The organism is Pseudoduganella sp. GW821-FHT12E03 (assembly GCF_058807115.1).
Window position 1 is genome coordinate 299562 of sequence record NZ_JBXAQJ010000010.1, and the last position, 22577, is coordinate 322138.

The 22577-nt window shown below is 63.2% G+C and carries 16 protein-coding genes and 1 tRNA gene; 8 read left to right on the forward strand and 9 right to left on the reverse strand.

Features of this window, described 5'->3' with window-relative positions; genetic code table 11:
- The first annotated feature begins 99 nt into the window (after nucleotides 1–99).
- The gene (locus tag AC1RRC_RS25075) at nucleotides 100–1809 is read left to right on the forward strand and encodes a hypothetical protein (RefSeq protein ID WP_493058272.1); all 1710 of its coding nucleotides are present in this window, start codon (nucleotides 100–102) and stop codon (nucleotides 1807–1809) included.
- A 10-nt stretch (nucleotides 1810–1819) separates the two neighbouring features.
- On the opposite strand, the gene AC1RRC_RS25080 is transcribed toward AC1RRC_RS25075, so the two are convergent.
- From AC1RRC_RS25080 to AC1RRC_RS25100, 5 genes are all read right to left on the reverse strand, one after another.
- Nucleotides 1820–4027: a TonB-dependent receptor gene (locus AC1RRC_RS25080; protein ID WP_493058274.1), complete on the reverse strand. Its 2208-nt coding sequence runs from the start codon at nucleotides 4025–4027 to the stop codon at nucleotides 1820–1822.
- A gap of 253 nt (nucleotides 4028–4280) precedes the next feature.
- Entirely contained in the window at nucleotides 4281–5420 is a 1140-nt protein-coding gene (locus AC1RRC_RS25085; RefSeq protein ID WP_493058275.1) for an HD domain-containing phosphohydrolase, read from the reverse strand.
- The gene (locus AC1RRC_RS25090) at nucleotides 5410–9027 is read right to left on the reverse strand and encodes a response regulator (RefSeq protein ID WP_493058276.1); all 3618 of its coding nucleotides are present in this window, start codon (nucleotides 9025–9027) and stop codon (nucleotides 5410–5412) included. The genes AC1RRC_RS25085 and AC1RRC_RS25090 overlap by 11 nt, the downstream gene beginning before the upstream one ends.
- Before the next feature lie 190 nt (nucleotides 9028–9217).
- Nucleotides 9218–9293 (reverse strand) — tRNA-Phe (locus AC1RRC_RS25095).
- Between the two features lie 42 nt (nucleotides 9294–9335).
- The gene (locus AC1RRC_RS25100) at nucleotides 9336–10664 is read right to left on the reverse strand and encodes a M24 family metallopeptidase (RefSeq protein WP_493058277.1); all 1329 of its coding nucleotides are present in this window, start codon (nucleotides 10662–10664) and stop codon (nucleotides 9336–9338) included.
- 195 nt (nucleotides 10665–10859) lie between these two features.
- Between AC1RRC_RS25100 and AC1RRC_RS25105 the strand changes: the two genes are divergently transcribed.
- The 7 genes from AC1RRC_RS25105 (at nucleotide 10860) to AC1RRC_RS25135 (ending at nucleotide 19324) form a co-directional block, all read left to right on the forward strand.
- Nucleotides 10860–12074: an FAD-dependent monooxygenase gene (locus AC1RRC_RS25105; protein WP_493058278.1), complete on the forward strand. Its 1215-nt coding sequence runs from the start codon at nucleotides 10860–10862 to the stop codon at nucleotides 12072–12074.
- 22 nt (nucleotides 12075–12096) lie between these two features.
- A complete protein-coding gene (locus AC1RRC_RS25110) occupies nucleotides 12097–12822 on the forward strand; it encodes a DsbC family protein (RefSeq protein ID WP_493058279.1) in 726 nt (241 codons plus the stop codon).
- 91 nt (nucleotides 12823–12913) lie between these two features.
- The gene (locus AC1RRC_RS25115; protein WP_493058280.1) at nucleotides 12914–13375 is read left to right on the forward strand and encodes a (2Fe-2S)-binding protein; all 462 of its coding nucleotides are present in this window, start codon (nucleotides 12914–12916) and stop codon (nucleotides 13373–13375) included.
- 23 nt (nucleotides 13376–13398) lie between these two features.
- Nucleotides 13399–15669 carry a xanthine dehydrogenase family protein molybdopterin-binding subunit gene (locus AC1RRC_RS25120; RefSeq protein WP_493058281.1) on the forward strand — a complete coding sequence of 757 codons (2271 nt, stop codon included), beginning with the start codon at nucleotides 13399–13401 and terminating at the stop codon, nucleotides 15667–15669.
- A gap of 3 nt (nucleotides 15670–15672) precedes the next feature.
- Nucleotides 15673–16326 (forward strand): nucleotidyltransferase family protein, encoded by a 654-nt coding sequence (locus AC1RRC_RS25125; RefSeq protein ID WP_493058282.1) that lies wholly within the window; start codon nucleotides 15673–15675, stop codon nucleotides 16324–16326.
- Nucleotides 16323–18149, forward strand: coding sequence for a M61 family metallopeptidase (locus AC1RRC_RS25130; RefSeq protein WP_493058283.1), 1827 nt, complete (start codon nucleotides 16323–16325; stop codon nucleotides 18147–18149). The genes AC1RRC_RS25125 and AC1RRC_RS25130 overlap by 4 nt, the downstream gene beginning before the upstream one ends.
- Nucleotides 18150–18175: 26 nt before the next feature.
- A complete protein-coding gene (locus tag AC1RRC_RS25135) occupies nucleotides 18176–19324 on the forward strand; it encodes a GGDEF domain-containing protein (protein ID WP_493058284.1) in 1149 nt (382 codons plus the stop codon).
- A 76-nt stretch (nucleotides 19325–19400) separates the two neighbouring features.
- On the opposite strand, the gene trpC is transcribed toward AC1RRC_RS25135, so the two are convergent.
- The 4 genes from trpC to AC1RRC_RS25155 all read right to left on the reverse strand — a co-directional run bounded on the left by trpC (nucleotide 19401) and on the right by AC1RRC_RS25155 (nucleotide 22577).
- Nucleotides 19401–20201 (reverse strand): indole-3-glycerol phosphate synthase TrpC, encoded by an 801-nt coding sequence (trpC, locus tag AC1RRC_RS25140; RefSeq protein WP_493058285.1) that lies wholly within the window; start codon nucleotides 20199–20201, stop codon nucleotides 19401–19403.
- Between the two features lie 13 nt (nucleotides 20202–20214).
- Nucleotides 20215–20853 carry a LysE family translocator gene (locus AC1RRC_RS25145; RefSeq protein ID WP_493058286.1) on the reverse strand — a complete coding sequence of 213 codons (639 nt, stop codon included), beginning with the start codon at nucleotides 20851–20853 and terminating at the stop codon, nucleotides 20215–20217.
- A gap of 12 nt (nucleotides 20854–20865) precedes the next feature.
- Nucleotides 20866–21930: an anthranilate phosphoribosyltransferase gene (gene trpD, locus AC1RRC_RS25150; RefSeq protein ID WP_493058287.1), complete on the reverse strand. Its 1065-nt coding sequence runs from the start codon at nucleotides 21928–21930 to the stop codon at nucleotides 20866–20868.
- Between the two features lie 80 nt (nucleotides 21931–22010).
- Nucleotides 22011–22577: an anthranilate synthase component II gene (locus tag AC1RRC_RS25155; protein WP_493058288.1), complete on the reverse strand. Its 567-nt coding sequence runs from the start codon at nucleotides 22575–22577 to the stop codon at nucleotides 22011–22013.

The window sequence follows — 22577 nt, forward strand, 5'->3', positions numbered from 1 at the left end:
GGGACCTGTAAAACGGACCTTTAGCTTGTTAAGAATTTGATAATTAAATGCGGAGACTGTGGCATCATGGCGAAATTGCTCTTTCATCAGGATGTTACGATGCGCCTTCGCCTTGCTTGCCGTACCCGCCGCCTGACCGCCGTCGCCCTGTCCCTATCGCTGATCGGTGCGTGCAGCCTGGCGCCTTTGCAGATCGACAGCAAGGCGGCCGCCCCCGTCATCGATGGCTTCGGCGCCAGCACCTTACAGCCTGCCCGCGCCAACGATGCCGCGCGCACGCTGTTTGCGCAAGGCATGGCGCAAGTTTATGCATTCAATAACGCCGAAGCGATCCGCGCCTTCAAGGCCGCCCTGGCGCAAGACCCGGACTGCGGCCTGTGCGCGTGGGGCGTCGCGTACCAGTTGGGGCCGGACATCAACCGTCCCAAGCGGGGCGACCTGGCCGAAGCAAAGCGTTACGTTGACTATGCGCTGCGGCACAGCGATGGCGCATCGGCGCGCGACCAGGCGTTGATTGCATCGCTGGCGCTGCGCTACGCCCACAGCAGCACGGCGCGCGAAACTGCGCCGTTGACGGCGGAACTGTGCGGTGGCGCCGGTGGTGACCGGGCCGATCCGCTGGACATCGCCTATGCCGACCGCATGCGCGAACTGGCGCGGCGCTACCCCGGCGATCCCGATGTGCTGTCGATCTATGCCGAAGCGGAAATGGTGGCCACCCATGAAACCTGGTGGGACCCTGTCACCGGCAAGCCGGCCGGCCGCATTGGCGAACTGGCCGACCAGATCCAGGCCGCACTGGAACAGCACCCTACGCACGTGGGCCTGAATCACTTCATGATTCATGCGGTCGATGCCTTGCCGGTGGCGCGCCGCGCGGAAGCGGCCGCCGACCGCCTCGGCGTGCTGGCGCCGAAATCGCCCCATTTGCTGCACATGCCGTCGCACACCTTTGGTTTGCTGGGCCGCTATGCCGATGCGACCCGCGCCAACCAGTTGGCGGTGGCGGCCGATGCCGCCCTGGAGCAGGAATTAAAACGCCAGAACTTTGCGTACACCAAAGATTGGCGCGGCCATAACTTGCACTTCCAGTGGTATGCCGCGCTGATGGAAGGGCGCTCGGAACTGGCGCTGGAAACTGCGCGCACGCTGGCCGGGCGCAGCAAGGGCGACCATGAATTCGGCGAATACGTGCGCAGCATACCGATGCTGACCCTGCTGCGCTTGCAGCGCTGGGATGCGCTGTTGAGTGAACCGATGCCCCATGGCGAACGTGGAATGGCGACAGTGATGGGAGAAATGGCGCGTGGCATCGCGCTGGCCCGTAACGGCCGCATCGATGACGCCAGGGCATCCCTGGCCCGCCTGGAGAGGGCGGCCGAGCCCTTGCTGAAGAAATTCGCCACGCAGGATCGCAGTCATAAGGCGGTGCGCAGCCTGACCGGCACGGCGCAGTTGCAACTGCGCGCGGAAATCGCGCTGGCGGCGCAGCAGGACGACGCGGCGCTGGCGTTGCAGGCGCAGGCGATTTCCGCCGCGGTCGATGCCGATGACATGATGGAACCGCCGATGCTGGCCAGCGCCCCGCGCCACCGTTTGGGCGCGATGCAAATGCAGTTGAAACGCCATGCCGACGCGGAGCGCACTTATCGCGCGGACCTGGCGGCGCATCCGGCCAGTGGCTGGGCGTTGCAGGGGTTGAATAAAGCGCTGGCGGCGCAGGGCAGGGCGGCGGAGGCCCGGGCTGTCAATGGTGAACTGGAACGAAGCTGGGGACAGGCTGACCGCAATTTACGGGCGGAGCGGTAAGGCAAGCTGCTCAGATCTTGGCACTGAGCGTCACGAACCATAGTCGCGGCGCCCCCACCAGCAAGGTCTGGAAAGTGCCGCCGGGATCGGCGGCAAGGAAGCCATTGGTGCCGACCGTACTGTAGTAGCGTTTGCCCAGCACATTGGTGGCGCTGATCTGTAGCGTCACATCCTTGAACCCGCCGAATGATTTCGCGTGATATCCCGCCGACAAGTTCAAGACCCAGTACGCCGGTACATGGGCATCGTTCAGGAACGTGTAGTAGCGTTTGCTGGTGAACTTGCCCAGGGCGCGCGCGGACCAGCGGCCGTCGTCGAAAGACAACTCGCTGGTTAACATGGACTTGGGTGCGTCGACGACCTGCTTGCCCTTGGTGCCGACCAGGGTGGTGCCGTCCACATAGTCCGACTTGTACTTCGAGTCGCTATAGGTGAGGGCGTTGAACCAGGTCCAGTGTGGCGCCAGCGTCCAGGCTGCGGCGGTCTCGACGCCATTGGTATTGACCTTGCCGACATTGACGAACGTGGAGGGGCAGCCCAGGATGCCGCTGCAGTTCGCCACCGTGGCCAGGCGGTCCTTGAAGCGCACGGCGTAGGCAGCGACCGAACCGGCGATGGCGCCATGCTGGAAGCGGTAGCCAAGGTCAAACGAGGTCGATGTCTCAGGCTTGAGCACTGGCGCGCTCACATTGAACGCCGCCTGATTCTGTGAGAACGGGCCGCCCGCACCGGGATTGAAGGCGCGCATATTGTTGGCCAGTGACACAAACACTTCCCGATTCTTGTCGATGTCGTACTGCAAGCCAGCCTGCGGCAGGAAAGACTTGGACGACGTGAGCGAACCGGCCGCGCGGGTGCCGACCGGCGCCACGGTATCAATGGCCACCTTGGGCGACTTGACGCCAAGATTGACGTTCAGCGCGCCGCCCTGCAGCGTGATCGTATCCTGCAGGTGAAATTGGCGGGTCCTGGTCGCGAATACCTGGATGAAGCCAGTGCTGAGGGGATTACTCAGGAAGCGGTCCGAGTCCTCGGTGCCGTCGGCGGCATAGAAGTTACGCGTCAACACGTGATTGTTGCGCTCGATCCAGACGCCCGCGTCGATGGCATGGTCCCCGGCATCCCACAGGACGTTGAAGACACCGCCATTACGGCTGATGCCATATTCCGAGGTGCGGATCGAGATCGGATGGCTGGCCGAAGTTGGCGTGTATGGCGTGTACCAATGCCCCTGGCCCTGGTTGGAGTGATGATAGACGGTGCCCTGGAGCGTCAACGCCGCGCTGACCCGGGATTCCAGCCTGGCGCCGGTGAGCGTGTCGCGGCGCAAACCTCGCCCGAGGTAGTAGGCGTCGTCCAGCGTGGTGACGGCGCCGCTGAAGTTTCCCCTGGCGGCGTTGACGGCGCGTTGCCAGTCGGGCGCATAGTTGTCCCAATCCCAGCCAAGCCGCGGCGTCATTTCCAGCGACATGTCCTGGTAGTCGGTTTCATCGCGGTCGGAAAAGTTGTAGAAGGCGCTGAACAGGTAGGCGCCAGCGTGGTGGACCAGCCTGGCGTTGAACTGGTCCAGGTCTTGCCGGCCATGATCGCCTTTCCATTTGTCGGCGCGCTGGCGTACCACGCTGGCAGTGACCTTGGTCCCGCTCCCCATCACGCCTGAATCGAGCCGGGCGAAGGTGCGATAGGTATGGCTGCTGCCGATCGTTTGCGCGCCACTGATGCCGAACACGTCGTTTGGCTCCGCGGAAAAAAACTGCACGGTGCCGCCAAGATTGCTCACCGACGCCGTGCCGACGGCGCCGGCGCCTTGCGACACAGTCACGCGCCCGATATTCTCGGCCGCGATGGCGCGACTGATATGCAGGCCGCTGCTGTTGGCGTAGCCCATGTCCCCCAGCGGCACGCCATCGAGCGTATAGCCCATCTGGTTTTGCGCGAAACCACGCATGCCGAACGTGGTTGACCATTCGTAGGTGCCAAAGGGATCTGCCGATTCAAAATGCACACCCGGCAGTTTTTCCAGCGCCTTCAATGGGTTGGTTCCGGGTAATACCTTGGCCAGATCGTCGCGCGTGATGTTTTGTACCTGGCGCGTCTGGCCGGCGCCGAAGATCGTCACCACCTGCCCGCTGTCATGTACTTCCTGTGCGCCGACGCAGGTGGCCAGCGCCTGCAGTACCGCCAACTGGGCAGCCTTGAATGGGATTCTGTGTGCCATGTGATTTCCTTCCGCAATGGTGCGAATGGAACGAGGGCATGCGCCCGGGGCAGGAGGGTGCTGAACGAGTTCTTGCTGTGTCGTTCACTATAGTCACAGGATTAATCCGTGGCAACGATGATGCATGCGGGTTGTACGGGTACAACAATCAGTGCATTTTGGCGCTATTGGCCGACTCCATGGTCAATACCGTGAAATACCGGGTGGGGGCGCCGCCGGCGCTGGAAGAGGTGGGGCTGGGCTGAAGGGCTTGTCACGCGGGACGGTCCGCCTGCGCCAAATCCTCGTCGGTATCGGCATAGCGCGCCGCGATGGCTTGAAAAACGTCTTCCAGCGCGAGAAACGCGTCCACGATATCCGGATCGAAATGCCGTCCCTTTCCTTCCAGCATGATGGCGCGCGCCTGTTCGTGCGGCATGCCGGCTTTATACACCCGGCGGCAAATCAAGGCGTCATACACGTCCGCCACCGCCATCAACCGGGCGGAAATGGGAATCGCCTCGCCCGCCAATCCCTGCGGATAGCCGCTGCCATCCCATTTTTCCTGGTGCGAATAGGCGATTTCCTTGGCGAACACAAAAAACGGCACCGTGCGCCCCAGCCGCCGCTCGGCCGCGACGATGGTGTCGCGCCCCAGCGTGGTATGGGTTTTCATGATCTCCATCTCGTGCGGCTCGAAGCGGCCCGGCTTGAGTAGGATGCGGTCCGGGATGCCGACTTTACCGATGTCGTGCAGCGGCGCCGACTTGAACAGCAAGTCGATATGCTCCGGCGTCAAAAACGCGGCGAAGCGCGGATGGCCGCGTAAATGCTCGGCCAGCGCTTTCACATAGTATTGCGTGCGCAAAATGTGGTTGCCGGTTTCGTTGTCGCGGGTCTCCGCCAGCGACGCCATGGTGATGATGGTCACGTCCTGTAACTCGCGCAGCTGCTCGGTGCGCCGCGCCACTTCCGTTTCCAGCATCGTCTTTTGATCGCGCAGCACGTCGGCGGCCGCCTTCAGCATCAACTGGCAGCGCACGCGCGACTGCACCACGGGCGGACAAACCGGCTTGGTGATGTAATCGACCGCACCCAGGTCGAAACCTTGCTGCTCATCTTCCGCTTCGCTGCGCGCGGTCAGGAAAATAATCGGAATGTCGCGGGTAGCCGGGTCGGCCTTCAATCGCCGGCACACCTCGTAGCCATCCATGTCCGGCATCATGATGTCGAGCAAGATCAAATCGGGCGGCGGCGTGGCTGTGGCGATCTTTAAGGCCCGCGCGCCGCTGGGCGCCAGTTTCACCGTGTAGTCCTGATCCAGCAAATCGCGCATCAGGGCCAGGTTTTGCGGCGTGTCGTCCACCACCAGCACGGTGGATTGGCAGGGGAGTTGGAGGCTGTTACTGTGCATGGCTGCCGCTCCGGTTGTCTTGCCACTCTTCCAGCGCAGAGGCCAGTTCGGTCGCCGCCCGTTCGCTATCGAACTGCCCCACCGCATCGGCCAGCGCGCTGTAGCGGGCAGCGAACGCGGTCTTCAGCATGGGGGCATATTCGGCCAGTACCCGCTCCGCGTGCCCATCGTCGTTGGCGAACAAGTCCGCCAGTTGACGGCACACCGCCTTCAGCTGGGCGGGATCGACTTGGGCGGCCGGCGCCATTGCCGACGCTGGCAGCGCCATGTCGATGGCCGCCACCAGCCGATCCAGCTCACTTTGCAACGGGGGCAGCGCGGTAGCGGCGCCATCCGCGCCATGGCGCAGCGCCTGCTCAAGTTCCTCCGCCAGCGCCTGCAATGCCGAGGCGCCGATATTGCCGGCCAATCCGCGCAGCGTGTGCGCGCGCCGTTCGGCATCTTGCCGATCGCCGCGCGTGAGCGCGTCGGCGATGCTCCTGGCCGTGGCCGCCTCGCTGTCGGCAAAACCGCGCAACATGGCCCGGTAGCTGGCGCGCTTGCCCAGCACGCGGCGCAGGCCGGCCGCCATGTCCAGTCCGTCAATGGCGTCCGGCAAGTCGTCCGGGGCCTGCGCGCGGGCGCGCCGGGTGCGCCCGCGTTCCGCCTGTGCACGGGCGGCGCGGTCGCCGTTGGCGGGGATCCAGCGCAACAGCGCCGCGAACAACAGGTCCGGCTCGATCGGCTTGGCGATGAAATCGACCATGCCGGCCGCCAGGCAGCGTGCGCGGTCCGTTTCCATGGCGTTCGCCGTCATCGCCACCACCGGCAGTTGTGCCAGCGTCGGGTTGTCATGGATTAACCGCGTTGCCTCCAGCCCATCCATGACGGGCATTTGCATGTCCATCAACACCAGGTCGTAGGCTTGCGCGGCGGCCATTTCGAGCGCGATTTCACCGTTATCCGCCGTGTCCACCAGCAAGCCCGCGTCCTCCAGCAATTCGCAGGCGACTTGCTGATTGAGCGCGTTATCTTCCACCAGCAACACGCGCGCGCCTTCAATGACTGCCAGCGTCGGCGGCGGCAGCGCCGCGCCGGCCGTCACGGGGTCAAACCGGCGGGGCTCGCCGCCAAGCAATTCAATCAAGGTGTCGAACAGCAGCGACGGCCCCACCGGCTTGTACAGCACGGTGCCGATACCAGCCTGCGCGGCCAGCGCGCCCACATCTTCGCGGCTGAATGCGGTCAACAGCGCCAGTTGCGGCGGCGCGGGCAGCGCCAATTCCCGCACCCGGCGCGCCAGCGCGATGCCGTCCATGCCCGGCATTTGCCAGTCCAGCAGCGCCACCGCGTAAGGGTCGTCCGCCGCCGATGCTGTTTGCAGCGCCGCGAGGGCGGCCAGGCCATCGGCTGCCACGTCGGCACGGAAGCTCATGCCGGCCAACATGTCCTGCAACACGGTCCGGGCCTGCCCGCAGTCGTCCACCACCAGCACGCGGCGGCCGCGCAGGTCCGGTTGCGGCAGCAGGGCGCGCGGCGCGCTATTGGCCAGCCCCAGCCTGGCGGTGAACCAAAAGGTCGAACCCTTGCCGGGCGTACTGTCCACGCCCACCGTACCGCCCATCAGCCTGGCCAGTTTTTTGGAAATGGCCAGGCCCAGTCCCGTGCCGCCGTAACGGCGCGTGATCGACACGTCCGCTTGCTGAAAACCCTGGAACAATTGATCGATTTGTTCCCGCTCCAGCCCGATGCCGGTGTCGCGCACGGCGAAATACAGCAGGGCGCCGCGCTCGTCCCGTTCGCGTACCCGCACTTCGATGCCAACTTCGCCCCGTTCCGTAAATTTGACCGCGTTGTTGGCGTAATTGATTAATACCTGCGACAAGCGCAGCGCATCGCCCACCAGATGCCCCGGCACATCGCGCGCCACATCAAAAATCAATTCCAGGCCCTTGGCGCCGGCTTTGTGCGCGACCAGGTTGGCCACGCCGCCCAACATGTCTTCCAGGCTGAATTCGGTCTGCTCGATTTCCAGCTTGCCCGCCTCGATCTTGGAAAAATCCAGGATATCGTTGATCACCCCCAGCAAATGCTGGCCGGATTGCTGCACCTTTAACAGGTAGTCGCGCTGGCGTTCGCTCAGGTCGGTCTTCAGCGCCAGGTGGCTCATGCCGATGATGGCGTTCATCGGGGTACGAATTTCGTGCGACATGTTGGCCAGGAAGGCCGACTTCATGCGGGTCGCGTTTTCCGCCGCGTCGCGCGCGCGCCGCACATGCCAGTACAGCCAGCCGATGGTGGCGGAGGCCGCCACGGCGACGGCCAGCAGCATCCACCACAGCCGCTGCTGTTGCGTGCGCAATGCCAGTTCGGCGGATTTTGCCTGGAATTCCTGGCGCAGGTGATCGATCTGGCCCTGCTTTTTCTCCGACTCGTATTTTTCCTGCAATTCCAGCACGGCCTTGCGGCGTCCTTGCTCGAACAGCTCGGCAGTCAGCTTGCGTTCCCGGTGGTAGGCGGCGATGGCGCCCTGAAAATCGCCGGCGCGCTCGAGCGACTGGCCGAATTCCAGTAATACCGCTTGCTGGGCCGGCTTACTGTCGCTCTTCTCGTAATAGGCCAGGCATTGATCGATGTATTTCTTGCCCTCGGCCAGCCGGCCCAGGCCCACATACGCCTGGCCGAGATTGCTGCGCGCCGTCGCCGCCATCGACTCATCGCCGATTTCCATGGCCAGCGCAAGCGAATCGTTGGCATAGGGGATGACGCGCGCGTAATCGTGTTCCTTCAGATAACCGTCGGACAGATTGACCAGCACCGGGGCAATCAGTGATTTGGCCTCCATTTTCCGGGCAATCTCGAGCGCGGCCAGCAGTGCGGCGCGCGCCCGTTTCGGCTGCCCCAATTTGTGGGCCAGGATATATTCAGTCTGCCCCTTGGCGATGACCATGCGACCCGGAGAATTAAGCTTTTCAGCGACCCGTATCGATTCTTCGTGGACCACCACCCCCTTGTCAGACTCCCCGGTCTGGTCATGCAGCAAGGCCAGCGCATCGAGCGCCACCGCCAGGGACAGCAAATCCGGCAGCGCGCGGGCCTGGTCGACGGCCGACTGCAGCTTTTGCAAGGCCACCGGGAAATTGCCCCTTTCGGCATGGGCCTGGCCGGACCTGACCGCCACCAGCACGCGCAGCGCCATATCGTCGCTGCCATTGGCGACCTTCTCCGCCTCGAACATCAATTCATGGGCCGCCTTGCCGTCGCCCGCGGTTTTGAGGACATAGGCTTTGGCCAGCATGCCTTTGGCCAGCGCCGCCGGATGGTTTTGTGCGCGGCCGTAGGCCAGCAACTCCTCGGCCAACTGCATGGCGGCGTCTTTTTGCCCCAGTTTCAAGCGTGTGAAACCGAGCAGCCACAGAAATTCAGCTTTGGTCGGCACGGGCGCCGCCCGCGCGGCCGGCTCCAGCTGTTGTAAACGGACCAGCGCCTTGTCCGGCACGAAGCGCGCGTCGTCGCGCAGGCCGGCCAGCGATTCATCGAGCGTTGGCGCGGCCCACGCCATCCCGCAAGATCCCCATAGCAGCGTCAGCAGCCAGCCCCACCACAACCCTTTGATGATTGCCCGCATCGTATCGGCCTGGGAAATTGGGTATTGGAAAGATATCGACCAACTGTAGCATGCGTTGATTCCGCATGTCGACTTCCACTTGGCTAGCCGGTGTTGCTTTACTGCAGACCTGCTGTGGTTGATCTGGCGGGGAAGGGAAGGGAAACGGGAAAACAAAAACGCCACCCGGAGGTGGCGTTTTCTGAATTCTTGGTGGCCCGGGGCGGAATCGAACCACCGACACAAGGATTTTCAATCCTCTGCTCTACCAACTGAGCTACCAGGCCAAGAGACCGCTATTATAGCGACCTTTTAGAAAGATACAAGGACTATTTTTCGGCTGGGCGGGGAATCAGGTGCGGCGTCTGCTGGCGGCCGCTGATGTAGCGGAAGCCGTCGGCGCCGTAATAGCCGTCTTCCTCCAGCATGATGCGCACTGTTTTTTTCCATTCCGGCACTGCGGACTCCGCATTGAGCTCGATTGAGTATGCGGTGGCGGGATGCACTGCGGCGTCGCCGCTGCCGGGCACGCCGCCTTGCATGTCCCACATGCCGATGGCCGGTCCTGCCGCATGGCCGTGGTAGCCGATCGGATGTGAATAAATCACGGGCGCGATGCCTTCCTGTTTGGCCTGCGCCAGCGCGGCGGCCAGCATGGCGTTGCCGCTGCGGCCGGTGCGGAACTGGCCGGTGAGGATGTCTTGCAGACGGTTGGCTTTGGCGAACGCGGCCAGCAGGCCGGCCGGCGCGGCGGTCTCGCCGGGGTGCAGCACATACGCATGCTGTTGCACGTCCGTGTTCAGGCGCAGGTAGGTGATGCCGATGTCCACGTGCAGCAGGTCGCCGGGCTGGATGATGTTGTTCTTCGGGCGGCCGGAAAAGCTGGCCAGGTGGTCGAATGCCTGCGTGTCGGCGCGCTGGATCGAGACGGTGGGATGGAACCAGGTGTCGTAGCCTTCGTCGCGGATTTTCTGGCGGAACCACCATTCCACGTCTTCCGTGCTGGTCAGGCCGGGCGTGATCACTTGCCCGGAAAAGCCTTGCGCGATGATCTTGTGCGTTTCATTGACCAGCTGCGGGTAGATTTGCATTTCGCGCGCGGTGCGCGTCTCCAACCAGCCCACTGCCAGTTTTTCCGCCGAAACCAGCTTGTTCCTGTACTCGGCCGGCAGCTTTTGCAGCAGTTCCGTGTATTCCGTGTGGTCCAGCCCGTCCGCATGGGCGAAGTCAACGGAGGTGTTAATGCCGATCCGCGCCGGTTTGCGGGTCCGGACCAGTTCCGCCAGCGCGTCCCACTGGTTGGGATGGCGCGCCATGTCCCAGGCGGCCTTGATCGCGCTGCCCACGCCATAGCGGGCAATGGCCAGCTTGTCGACCTTGCCGCTGGCGGCATCCCGCACGAACACCAGGATGGTGCGGCGGCGCGCGCTCATCCATTCCGCCGGCAGCATGGTTTTCAGCACCGGGTCTTCATTGTATTCACGCGAGACGATGATCCACATGTCGATCCCGCTTTGCTGCATCAGCCCGGGCAGCACCGTGTCAAAGCGCTCGGCCGTCAGTTCATCGATGACGCGGGCCTGTTCGCGCAGGGGCAGGGCGCCCGCGTGGGCCAGGGAGGCGGCGGACAGCAGGGCTGCAAGCAGCAGTTTTTTCATGGGCGGCACCGTAATGGAGTGGATGGTGCCGGCCAATCTATAGGCGGGGTGATGGGACTGTCAATTGTCCTTGGGGGCAGGGACGCATGCAGGATTGAGGCGGGATTGCTACGCCAGGCCCCGCTAAAGACACAATCCCGACCGTAGCGCAGGCCCTCTGCCCGCGCGCGGGGTGGCCGCCTATATAATGCCGGGATGAATAATCCCTCCACCTCCACCCGGCGTCAGCGCAGCGGCATTTGCATCGTCGGCAATGGCGCGGTCGCCAAGGCGGCGGCGCTCGGATTCGCCCAGGCCGGGCAGAGCGTCACCCTGCTCAGTCCGCCGGCTTCCACCCCGCCGCCAGCCGCCAATGGCAACTGGGACGTGCGCGTCTATGCACTGAACCACACGGCATACCACTTGCTGACGTCCCTGAAAGTGTGGGGCGCGCTCGATGCGGCCCGCGTGGCGCCGGTCGATGCGATGCAGGTGTTTGGCGATGGCGCCCAGGCGGGCGGCCTGAATTTCGACGCCTTTGGCGCCCATACCGGCACCTTGGCATGGATCGTTGAAGACAGTAACCTGAACCAGGCCCTCGATGCGGCGCTGCGGTTTGCCAGCAACGTCACCCAGGTGACGGGCCAGGCGGCCGAGCTGCACTGCGGGCTGGACACCGCCAGCGTGGTGCTGGCCGACGGTTCCGCCATTGAAGCGGAACTCGTGATTGGCGCGGATGGCGCGGAATCGTGGGTGCGCGGCCAGTGCGATATCGGCATGGATTACCGTTCATATGGCCAGCGCGCCATTGTCACCAACTTCCATTGCCAGCACCCGCACCACGGTGTGGCGCACCAGTGGTTCACGGGCGACGAAGGGATCGTGGCGCTGTTGCCGCTGCCGGGCAATATGGTGTCGCTGGTGTGGTCGGCGCCCGAGATGCTGGCCGAATCGCTGGCCGGCAAGCCGGCATCGGTGCTGGCCGAGCGCCTGTCCCAGTATGCGCACGACAAGCTGGGCAAACTGACGCCGGTGCAGCCGGAACTGGTGCGCGCCTTCCCGCTGCGCCTGATGCGCCCCCATTCAATGGTGGCCAACCGCGTGGCGCTGGTGGGCGATGCGGCCCACGTGGTGCACCCGCTGGCCGGGCACGGCATGAACCTGGGCTTTGGCGATGTGTCCGACCTGGTGCGTATCCTTGGTGAACGCGAACCGCACCGGGGGATCGGCGATGAACGTGTGCTGGCCCGCTATGCGCGCGCGCGCAAGGAAGATGTGCTGTTGATGCAACTGGCCACCGATGGCCTGGAACGCCTGTTTGGTATTGGCTTCGAGCCGGTACGCGTGGCACGTAATTTAGGATTAAACTTGTTGGACAAATTGCCGGTATTGAAACGCCGGCTGATTTCCCACGCCCTAGGTAAGCTGTAAAAAGCTGTAAACCGGAGAACCCATGAAACTCAGCAAGACCGCAGTATTAGTCGCATCGGCCCTGGTGGCGGCCTGTGTCGGCGCCGAGACCTCAGTCGAAGCCACCATCAAGAAGAACATCGAACCGCGCCTGGGCAATGGCGTGAAAGTCGACGGTGTCAAGGAAACCCCGTATGGCGGCCTGTATGAAGTGCGCATCGGCGGCGACGTGCATTACACCGACAAGACCGGCACGTACCTGTTCATGGGGCAGATCATCAACCTGAAAACCCAGGCCAATGTGACGCAGGAACGCATCGATGAACTCAACAAGATCAAGTTCTCCGACCTGCCGCTGGAAATGGCGCTGAAGACCGTCAAGGGCAACGGCAAGCGCGTCATCGCGATTTTCGAAGATCCGAACTGCGGCTATTGCAAGCGCTTCCGCCAGAACACGCTGAAGGAAGTGGACAACATCACGATCTACACCTTCATGTACAACATCCTGTCGCCGGACTCGTTCACCAAGTCGAAAAACATCTGGTGCGCGGCGGATCGCAACAAGGCATGGGATGACTGGATGTTGTCGAACAAGGTGCCGTCGGCCGCGCCGGCAAGCTGCAACACGCCGAACGATGAAGTGCTGGCGCTGGGCCAGAAATTGCGCATCAACGGCACCCCGAATATCTTCTTCGTCGATGGCAGCCGCGTGCCGGGCGCGATTGATTTGAAATCGCTGGAAGCCAAGCTGGCGACGGTCAAGCAATAAGCAACAGTTAAGCTTAAGTACAGCAGTTCAGCGTTACCAGAGGGCCGCATCCACGCGGCCCGTATTGTATTCACCACGAGGGAGATAGCCGATGATCACTCTGAATATCAATGGACGCGACATGCAGTTGGATGCCGATCCATCCACGCCCATCCTGTGGGCGCTGCGTGACAACCTGAATATGACCGGCACCAAGTTCGGTTGCGGCGCGGCGCTGTGCGGCGCCTGTACCGTGCACCTGGACGGCGCGCCGATCCGTTCTTGTATCACGCCGGTGTCCGCCATCACGGCCGGCCAGAAAATCACCACCATCGAAGCGATGGAAGCGGATCGCATCGGCAAGGCCGTGCAGGATGCGTGGGTCAAACACGACGTGCCGCAATGCGGCTACTGCCAGAGCGGCCAGGTGATGAGCGCCACCGCGCTGCTGCGCACCAATAAAGCCCCCTCCGACGCCGACATTGACAATGCCATGAGCGGCAATATCTGCCGATGCGGCACTTACCAGCGCATCCGCGCCGCCATCAAGGACGCCGCCAAAACCATCGCCTGAACCACCACCACGGGAGCACTACCATGCGTAAAGAATGGATCAATGAAGATGCGGCGGTGAATGCGGGCGGCGCATTGGCGTCAGTGGCCGATGCGGTGGCAGCGAAAGACAATGGCGGATCCGCTGGCGTGTCGCGCCGCGGCTTCATGAAGGCGGCGGCAGGCAGTGGCCTGGTGCTGGGTTTCTTCGTCAGTGGCGGGGGCAGGTTTGCGCAGGCGCAGCAGCCGCAAAAGCCGGTCTACCAGCCCAATGCCTTCCTGCGCATTGCGCCGGACAACACGGTCACGGTGCAGGTGAACCGGCTGGAATTCGGCCAGGGCGTGCAGACGGCGCTGCCGATCCTGATCGCGGAAGAGCTGGACGCGGACTGGCCGCAAATGCGCGGCGAACTGGCGCCGGCCGGCGACGCGTATAAAGACCCGGGCTTCGGCATCCAGATGACGGGCGGTTCGAACACCATGCGCAGCTCGTGGCAGCAATACCGCGAAATCGGCGCGCGCGCCCGCGCCATGCTGGTGGCGGCGGCGGCCGATGCATGGAAAGTCAGTCCGGACCAGGTGAAGGCATCGAAAGGCGTCCTGACCGGCCCTTCGGGGCAGCGGGCCACCTATGGCGCGATGGCCGATGCCGCGATGAAGCTGCCGATGCCGGAAACCGTCAAGCTCAAGGATCCGAAAGATTTTGTTTTCATCGGCAAACCGGTGCCGCGCCTCGATGCGCGCGTCAAATCCAACGGCGCCCAGCAATTCGGCATGGACTTCAAGCCGGCCGGCGCCAAGGTCGCCGTGGTGGCCCGTCCGCCCGTGTTCGGCGCCAAGGTGGCCAAGCTCGATGCGTCGAAGGCCAGGGCGATTCCCGGCGTGACCGATGTGCTGGAAGTGGTGACGGACCGTGGCGGCCGTGGCGTGGCGGTGATCGGCACCGGTTACTGGGCGGCCAAGCAGGGCCGCGATGCGCTCAACGTGCAGTGGGATACCTCCGGCGTCGACAAGGTCGACACGCAAAAACAAATGGCGGAATTCCGCGCGCTGGCGCAAAAGCCCGGCTTGCCCGCGAAGACGGCCGACATCTCGAAGCTGAAAGGCGCGGCCCGCAAGATCTCGGCCGTGTATGAGTTCCCGTACCTGGCGCACGCGCCGATGGAGCCGCTCAATTGCGTGATTGACTTGCGCGCGGACAGCTGTGAAGTGTGGGCCGGTTCGCAATTCCAGACGCTGGACCAGATGGCCGTGGCGCGCACGGTGGGCATGAAGCCGGACCAGGTGACCTTGCACACGATGATGGCGGGCGGCGGCTTTGGCCGGCGCGCCGTGCCGAGCTCGGACTACCTGGTGGAAGCGGCCGGCCTGGCGGTGGCATACAAGGCGGCCGGCAAATCCGGTCCGCTGAAAGTCATCTGGAGCCGCGAAGACGATATCAAGGGCGGTTATTACCGCCCGTCGCACGTGCACCGCGCGGAACTCGGCCTCGACGCCAAGGGCAATATCATCGCGTGGGACCACACCATCGTGGGCCAGCCGATTATCGTCGGCACGCCGTTCGAGCAATTCATGGTCAAGAATGGCGTTGATTCGACCATGGTGGAAGGCATGGGGGAGCCGTATGACGTGCCGATGAATTTGACCGTGCATAACGTCAAGGCCAATGTGCCGGTGCTGTGGTGGCGCTCGGTGGGTTCCACCCACACCGCCTTCGTGATGGAAACCCTGATCGATGAAGCCGCGCAGATCGCCAAGATGGACCCGGTCGCATACCGTAAAAAACTGATCGATCCCAAGCACACGCGCGTGCATGCGGCGCTGGACCTGGCGGTTGCGCATTCCGGCTATGGCAAGAAAAAACTGCCGAAAGGGCAGGCGTGGGGCGTGGCCGTGCACGAATCGTTCAACACCGTGGTGGCGTACGTGGTGACGGCGTCCATGAATGGCAAAACGCCGAAGCTGCACACGGTGACGGCGGGCGTGCATTGCAATACCGCGGTCAATCCGCTGACGGTGGCGGCGCAAGTGCAGGGCGCCGCGCTGATGGGGCTGGGCATGACCTTGCCGGGCGCCGCCGTCACGCTGAAGGATGGCGTGGTGGACCAGCAAAACTTTGGCGACTACACGGTGGCGCGCATGCCGGACATGCCGGAAATCACGGTGCACATCGTTCCATCGACGGAGCCGCCAACCGGCATGGGGGAACCCGGCTTGCCGCCGCTGGCGCCGGCGTTTGCCAATGCCATCGCCAAGCTGACGGGCAAGCGCTTGCGCAAGCTGCCGTTCGACCTGGCCGCCACGGTGAAAGCGTAAGGCATGGGAGCGTCCGAAGGCATCGTCGGTATCTTGCTGGCTGCGGGCCGGGGCAGCCGTTTTGATCCTTCGGGCGCGCAAAACAAGTTGCTGCAAGTATTGCCGGCGGCGTCAAGCGCCGGCATCCCGCGCCAGGCCGCCGGCCCTGCCGATGCGATGCCGCCCGTGCGCTCGGTGGTCGCCACCAGCGCATCCAACCTGCTGAACGTGTTACCACGCGTCATTGCCGTGGTCCGCCCCGGCGCCGACGCCGTCGCCAATGAATTAAAAAGCCTCGGCTGTGAAGTCGTCACCTGCGACCAGGCCGACACCGGCATGGCCGCTTCGCTGGTCTGTGCACTGGGCCAGGCTAGCGGGGCGCAAGGCTGGATCGTCGCGCTGGGCGATATGCCCCGGGTGCGCCAGCAAACCCTGCTCTCGTTACAATACGCACTGGAACAAGGCGCCGGCATTGCCGCGCCCATGTACCGGGGCAAACGCGGCAACCCCGTCGGGTTCAGCCGCCAGTATTTGCCGCAGTTGCTGGCGCTGCAAGGCGACCAGGGCGCGCGCGGCATCCTCAAGCAATATCCGGTGCACGAAGTGGCGGTGGACGATGCGGGCATCCTGCAAGATATCGACACCCCGGCAGACTTGCACCAACAAGGACAACCATGAAGAAGACCGTACTCAAACCAGGCGTCAGCTACGCCATCGTCGGCAAGGATTTGCCGGGCCACATTTTCCAGGTGACGTTGACCGTGCAGGAACCCGACCCGCAAGGGCAGGTGCTGGCGCTGCCGGCCTGGATACCCGGCAGTTACATGATCCGCGAATTTTCGCGCAACATCGTGCAAATCCGCGCCCAGTCGGGCGGCCAGGCCGTCAAGCTGGCCAAGGTCGACAAGCACACGTGGCGCGCCGCACCCGTCAAGGGCGAGCTGGTGGTCGAGTACGAAGTCTATGCGTGGGACTTGTCGGTGCGCGCCGCGCACATGGACCGCACGCATGCGTTTTATAACGGCACCAGCGTGTTCCTGCGCGTGGCGGGACAGGAAGATGCGCCGCACATTGTCGATATCTTGCGCCCGCAGGATGCAGCGGCAAAAACCTGGCGCGTGGCGACCTCCCTGCCGGAACTGAAGGCCAAGCGCTACGGCTTCGGCACGTACGTCGCGGCCAATTACGATGACCTGGTCGACCACCCGGTGGAGATGGGCGACTTCCAACTGGCCACGTTCAAGGCGCACGGCGTGCCGCACGATATCGTGTTCACCGGCAAAGTACCAAACCTGGACCTGGCCCGGCTGTGCACTGACTTGAAAGCCATTTGCGAAACGCAGATCACGTTCTTCGAGCCGAAGACCAAAAAAGCGCCGATGGACCGCTATGTATTCATGACCATGGTGGTGGGCGATGGCTATGGCGGCCTGGAACACCGGGCCTCGACCGCGCTGGTGTGCGCGCGCGCGGATTTGCCGACCACCAGCGCGAAAGCGGGTGGCAAGGAAAAAGAACTCAGCGAGGGCTACATCAAGTTCCTCGGCCTGTGCAGCCATGAGTACTTCCACACGTGGAACGTCAAGCGCATCAAGCCGGCGGTGTTCGCGCCGTATGACCTCAACGTGGAAAATTACACGCCGCTGCTGTGGCTGTTCGAAGGCGGCACCAGTTATTACGACGATTTGATGCTGGTCCGCGCCGGCATCATCACGGAAGCGGCGTACTTCAAGATGCTGGGCAAGACCGTGGGCGGCGTGCTGCGCGGCGCGGGCCGCTTGAAGCAAAGCGTGGCCGATTCCAGCTTCGATGCCTGGGGCAAGTACTACCGCCAGGATGAAAATGCGCCGAATTCCATCGTCAGCTATTACACCAAGGGTTCGCTGGTGTGCATGGCGCTGGATTTGACGATCCGCGCCAAGACCAATGGCAAGAAATCGCTGGACCACATGATGCAGGCGCTGTGGCAGCGCTATGGCCGCGATTTCTATGAAGGCGCGGCAGCAGGACGGGGCGTGACGCCGGCGGAGGTGGAAGCGCTGGCCGACGACATCAGCGGCGCCAAGCTGAAACCGTTCTTTGACCGCTATGTGCGCGGTACCGAAGACTTGCCGCTGGCGAAATTGCTGGCGCCGTTCGGCGTCAAGGTTAGCGACCAGCGCAAGGCGGACAAGCCCAGCCTGGACGCCAACCTGGGCCGCGATGGCGCCGATTGCAAGCTGTCTGCCGTGCACGAGGGCGGCGCGGCGCACCTGGCCGGCCTGTCGGCGGGCGACCTGCTGGTCGCCATCGATGGATTGAGGGCGACGCCGGGCAATGTCGATGGCTTGCTGTCGCGGTATGCGGTCGGGGACACGCTGGAAGTGCATGCTTTCCGCCGCGATGAGTTGCAGGTCTTCAGCGTGACGTTGCAAGGCGAGCGCATTCCTGCCGTGACCTTGTCGCTGGACCCGGCCGGCAAGAAATCCACCGGTCCGCTGCGCCCCAGCGCCGACCGTTAAGCGCTGAGCGGGAGCTGTAGTACAAGGTGATAGCGCTCGACCCGAAGACCGTGCTGTTCATGACGACCTTGATGAGCGTCGCCATGTCCATCGTGATGCACTCCGCGCACGGCAACTTTGGCAAGGACGTCAAAGGGCTGGACCGCTGGGCCATGGGATTGCTGGCGCTGGTGGGCGGCGGCGTGGCCTTCATGTTGCGCGAACATTTGCCGCCGACGCCACTGCTGCTGGCCACCAATGCCTGCCTGTTTACCGGCATCGGCCTGTCGATGATCGGTACCCAGGAATTCTTCGGCAAGGCGCCGTCATGGCGCCTGTTCTGGACCATCGTGGGTGGCGGCTTTGCCCTGGTCAGCTGGTTCCTGGTGATCGACCCGGACTTTGAAACCCGCGTGACGATTTTTTCTTTCCTCGTGTTTTGTTTTTACGGGGAACAGGCGCGGCTGGTTTGGCGCCATGGTGCGCCGCATTTTTCCACGCGGTTCTTTGGCGTCCTGATCACGATCCAGTCGCTGGTGGTGCTGGTGCGCGGCGGCATGGCGTTGCGCGCGGTGGTGACCGATATCGACCTGACCCGCGACAATGCGATGGCCAACATTTACCTTGGCGTGGCCAACTTTATGGCCCTGATGCTGACCGTCGCGTTCATGACGATGGCCACGCGCCGCCTGCAAACCATCCTGGAACAGCGTTCCACCCACGACCCGCTGACCGGGGTATTGAACCGGCGCGGCTTTGCGCTGTTTTATGAACACCAGCGCCTGCAAATGCGCCGCGCGGGCAAGCGCATGACCTTGATGGCGATCGACCTCGACCTGTTCAAGTCTGTCAACGACCGCTATGGCCATATGGTGGGGGATAAAGTGCTGGTGCACGTGGCGCGCGCCATCGGCCAGGCATTGCGCGAAACCGATGATGTGGCGCGCTTCGGCGGTGAAGAATTTATTGTGCTGCTGCCGGATGCGGATGAACACCAGGCGGTACTGGCGGCGGAACGGATCCGCGACACCTTGCGGCGGTTTGCCGATATGCAGTTGCCGCTGGTGACGGTCAGCATCGGCATTGGCTGCCATGCATCGGATGAAGAGTCGCTCGATGCACTGCTGGCCAGGACCGATGCGGCCTTATACCGCGCCAAGCAAAATGGCCGCGACCGCATAGAATTGGCGGCTTGATTCCGTAGGGCGGACTCTGCGAGGCCGCCATGCATGCGCCAATGCGGCGCATGCGAGCGGCCACGGCGTTGACATCTCAGGCAAACAGCCGCTGCAGCTCCGCCCCCGGATCGGCGGCGCGCATAAACGCTTCACCGACCAGGAAACTGTGCACGTCGGCATCGCGCATGCGTTGCACATCCGCCGGCGCCAGGATTGCCGATTCCGTAATCACCATGCGGTTCGATGGAATGCGCGGCAGCAGGTTCAAAGTCGTGTCCAGCGTGACTTCAAACGTGCGCAAGTTGCGGTTGTTAATGCCGATCAGGTTGCTCTTGAGCTTCAATGCCGCATCGAGTTCTTCGCCATCGTGCGATTCAATCAGCACATCCATGCCCAGTTCCTGCGCGCAGGCTTCCATTTCCGCCATCAAGCCATGGTCCAGCGCGGCCACGATCAGCAAGATGCAGTCGGCGCCCATCGCGCGCGCTTCATAGATCTGGTACAGGTCGACCATGAAATCCTTGCGCAGCACCGGGATGTCGCAGGCGGCGCGGGCTTGTTTCAGGTAGTCTTCGGAACCCTGGAAATACTGGGCGTCGGTCAGCACCGACAGGCAGGCCGCGCCATGGCTGGCATAGCTGGCGGCAATCTCCGCAGGACGGAAATCGGCGCGGATCACGCCTTTCGATGGCGATGCTTTCTTGACTTCCGCGATCACGGCAGGCTGGCCCGCCGCGATCTTGCCGCGCATCGACGCTTCGAAGCCACGCAGGCCGGCGCGCAATTCCGCATTGCTTTCCACGTCGGCGCGCAGGCTGGCGTAGCTGCGGTATTTCTTGGCGGCGGCAACTTCATCGGCCTTGGTGGCCAGGATTTTATTGAGGATATCGGACATAGTTATTGCATGCTCAGTGTTGTTCGGACAAAGCCAGCCGCGCGCCCAGCGCGAGGAACAGGCCGCCCGTAATACGGTTCAGCCACAGCGCCGCCAGCGGCTTGACCTTCAGGCGCGCGCTGGCAAATGCCGTGAACAGGGCCAGGCCGTTACACCACAACATGCCGTTGAAGTTGAAGATGCAGCCCAGGATGAAAAACGCGGCCGCCTTGTTGGGGGAGTCCGCCGAAATGAATTGCGGCACAAAGGCCAGGAAAAACAGCGCCACCTTCGGGTTCAGCACATTGGTGAGAAAGCCCTGCGCAAAGATGCGGCGGTATGGCGCCGGCGCGGCAGCCGGAGCCAGCGGGGCCGGTTCGCCTTTCAGCTTCGCGCGCAACATGCCGATGCCCATCCAGACAATGTACGCGGCGCCGATCCATTTGACGGCATGGAACGCGGTGCTGGACGCCGCCAGCAGCGCGGAAATGCCGACCGCAGCCGCCGTCACGTGCACCATGGTGCCGGCGCCAACACCGAGGGCTGCCGCGCATCCGGCGCGCCAGCCCTGCGTCGCGCTGCGCGCCATGATCAGCAGCGAATCCGGGCCCGGCATGATGTTCAGCAGCAGGCCTGAAACGATAAACAAGGTCAGGTCATGGATGCCGTACATGATGCCGCTCCTTTATGCCGCTTCCGCGGCCAGCTTTTGCGTGATGGTGACGAATTGCTCAACCTTGGCCAGCGCCGCGCCCGACGTGATGGCGGCGCGGGCTTGGACCAGGCCGTCTTCGATCGAGGAAGCCACGCCAGCCGCATACAGCGCCGTGCCCGCGTTCAGCGCCACGATATCGTAGGCCGGACCCGGTTCGCCGCGCAGCGCTTCGAACATTTTCGCCTTCGATTCGGCGGCGTCAGCCACCTTCAGGTTGCGGCTGGCGATCATCGGCAGGCCGAAGTCTTCCGGGTGGATTTCATATTCGCGGATTTCACCGTTCACCAGTTCGCCGACCATGGTGGCGGCGCCCAGCGATACTTCATCCATGTTGTCCTTGCCGTACACCACCACCGCGTGTTGCGCGCCGAGGCGCTGCAGCACGCGCACCTGGATGCCGACCAGATCCTGGTGGAACACGCCCATCAGGATATTGGGCGCGCCGGCCGGATTGGTCAGCGGTCCCAGGATATTGAAGATCGAACGCACGCCCAGTTCGCGGCGCACCGGCGCCACATGTTTCATGGCCGTATGGTGGTTCGGTGCAAACATGAAGCCGATGCCGGTTTGCGCGATCGATTGCGCGATCTGTTCCGGCTTCAGGCTGATGGAGGCGCCCAGCGATTCGATCACGTCGGCCGAGCCGGACGATGACGACACGCTGCGGCCGCCGTGTTTCGCCACGCGCGCGCCGGCGGCTGCGGCCACGAACATGGCGGTGGTCGAGATATTGAACGTGTGCGCGCCGTCGCCGCCGGTGCCGACGATGTCGAGCAGGTTGGTGGTGTCGGCCATCGGCACTTTGGTGGCGAATTCGCGCATCACCGTGGCGGCGGCGGCGATTTCACCGATGGTTTCCTTTTTCACGCGCAAGCCCATGATCAGGGCGGAGATCATCACGGGTGACATTTCGCCGGACATGATCTGGCGGAACAGGTGCAGCATCTCGTCGTGGAAAATTTCACGGTGTTCGATGCAGCGCAGCAGGGCTTCCTGTGGCGTGATTTGATGCGTGGTTTTCTGGGTCGCAGGCATGGCTATTCCTTCGTCATTCGTATGATGAAAGCGGATCGGGGTCTGGTTTGTAGGCGCGCGTCATGTGAACGCGCGGGGCATCAAACCCGGTCCAGGAAGTTCTTCAACAGGGCGTGTCCATGTTCGGACAGGATCGATTCAGGGTGGAATTGCACACCCTCGATATCGTAGTCCTTGTGACGCACACCCATGATCTCGCCATCATCGGTCCACGCCGTGACTTCCAGGCAGGAAGGCAGCGACGAACGCTCGATGGCCAGCGAGTGGTAGCGGATGACCGTGAAGGGGCTGGGCAAATCCTTGAACACGCCCACACCCGTATGCGCAATGACCGAAGTCTTGCCATGCATGACTTGCTTGGCGCGGATGACTTTCCCGCCAAAGGCTTCGCCGATGGCCTGGTGGCCAAGGCAAACGCCCAGGATGGGTTTCTTGCCGGCGAAGTGTTTCAGCACTTCGATGGAAATACCGGCCTGCGCCGGATCCTTCGGACCGGGCGAAATGCAGATGCGGTCCGGATTCATCGCTTCGATTTCCGCGATGGTGATTTCGTCGTTGCGGTGCGTACGCACCTCTTCGCCCAACTCGCCAAAATACTGCACGATGTTGTAGGTGAAGGAGTCATAGTTGTCGATCATCAGCAGCAT

Excerpts from the sequence above, each read along its gene's own strand:
- AC1RRC_RS25075 (WP_493058272.1), top strand. The coding sequence starts at position 100 with ATGCGCCTTCGCCTTGCTTGCCGTACCCGCCGCCTGACCGCCGTCGCC.
- AC1RRC_RS25080 (WP_493058274.1), bottom strand. The coding sequence starts at position 4,027 with ATGGCACACAGAATCCCATTCAAGGCTGCCCAGTTGGCGGTACTGCAG.
- AC1RRC_RS25085 (WP_493058275.1), bottom strand. The coding sequence starts at position 5,420 with ATGCACAGTAACAGCCTCCAACTCCCCTGCCAATCCACCGTGCTGGTG.
- AC1RRC_RS25090 (WP_493058276.1), bottom strand. The coding sequence starts at position 9,027 with ATGCGGGCAATCATCAAAGGGTTGTGGTGGGGCTGGCTGCTGACGCTG.
- AC1RRC_RS25100 (WP_493058277.1), bottom strand. The coding sequence starts at position 10,664 with ATGAAAAAACTGCTGCTTGCAGCCCTGCTGTCCGCCGCCTCCCTGGCC.
- AC1RRC_RS25105 (WP_493058278.1), top strand. The coding sequence starts at position 10,860 with ATGAATAATCCCTCCACCTCCACCCGGCGTCAGCGCAGCGGCATTTGC.
- AC1RRC_RS25110 (WP_493058279.1), top strand. The coding sequence starts at position 12,097 with ATGAAACTCAGCAAGACCGCAGTATTAGTCGCATCGGCCCTGGTGGCG.
- AC1RRC_RS25115 (WP_493058280.1), top strand. The coding sequence starts at position 12,914 with ATGATCACTCTGAATATCAATGGACGCGACATGCAGTTGGATGCCGAT.
- AC1RRC_RS25120 (WP_493058281.1), top strand. The coding sequence starts at position 13,399 with ATGCGTAAAGAATGGATCAATGAAGATGCGGCGGTGAATGCGGGCGGC.
- AC1RRC_RS25125 (WP_493058282.1), top strand. The coding sequence starts at position 15,673 with ATGGGAGCGTCCGAAGGCATCGTCGGTATCTTGCTGGCTGCGGGCCGG.
- AC1RRC_RS25130 (WP_493058283.1), top strand. The coding sequence starts at position 16,323 with ATGAAGAAGACCGTACTCAAACCAGGCGTCAGCTACGCCATCGTCGGC.
- trpC (WP_493058285.1), bottom strand. The coding sequence starts at position 20,201 with ATGTCCGATATCCTCAATAAAATCCTGGCCACCAAGGCCGATGAAGTT.
- AC1RRC_RS25145 (WP_493058286.1), bottom strand. The coding sequence starts at position 20,853 with ATGTACGGCATCCATGACCTGACCTTGTTTATCGTTTCAGGCCTGCTG.
- trpD (WP_493058287.1), bottom strand. The coding sequence starts at position 21,930 with ATGCCTGCGACCCAGAAAACCACGCATCAAATCACGCCACAGGAAGCC.
- AC1RRC_RS25155 (WP_493058288.1), bottom strand. The coding sequence starts at position 22,577 with ATGCTGCTGATGATCGACAACTATGACTCCTTCACCTACAACATCGTG.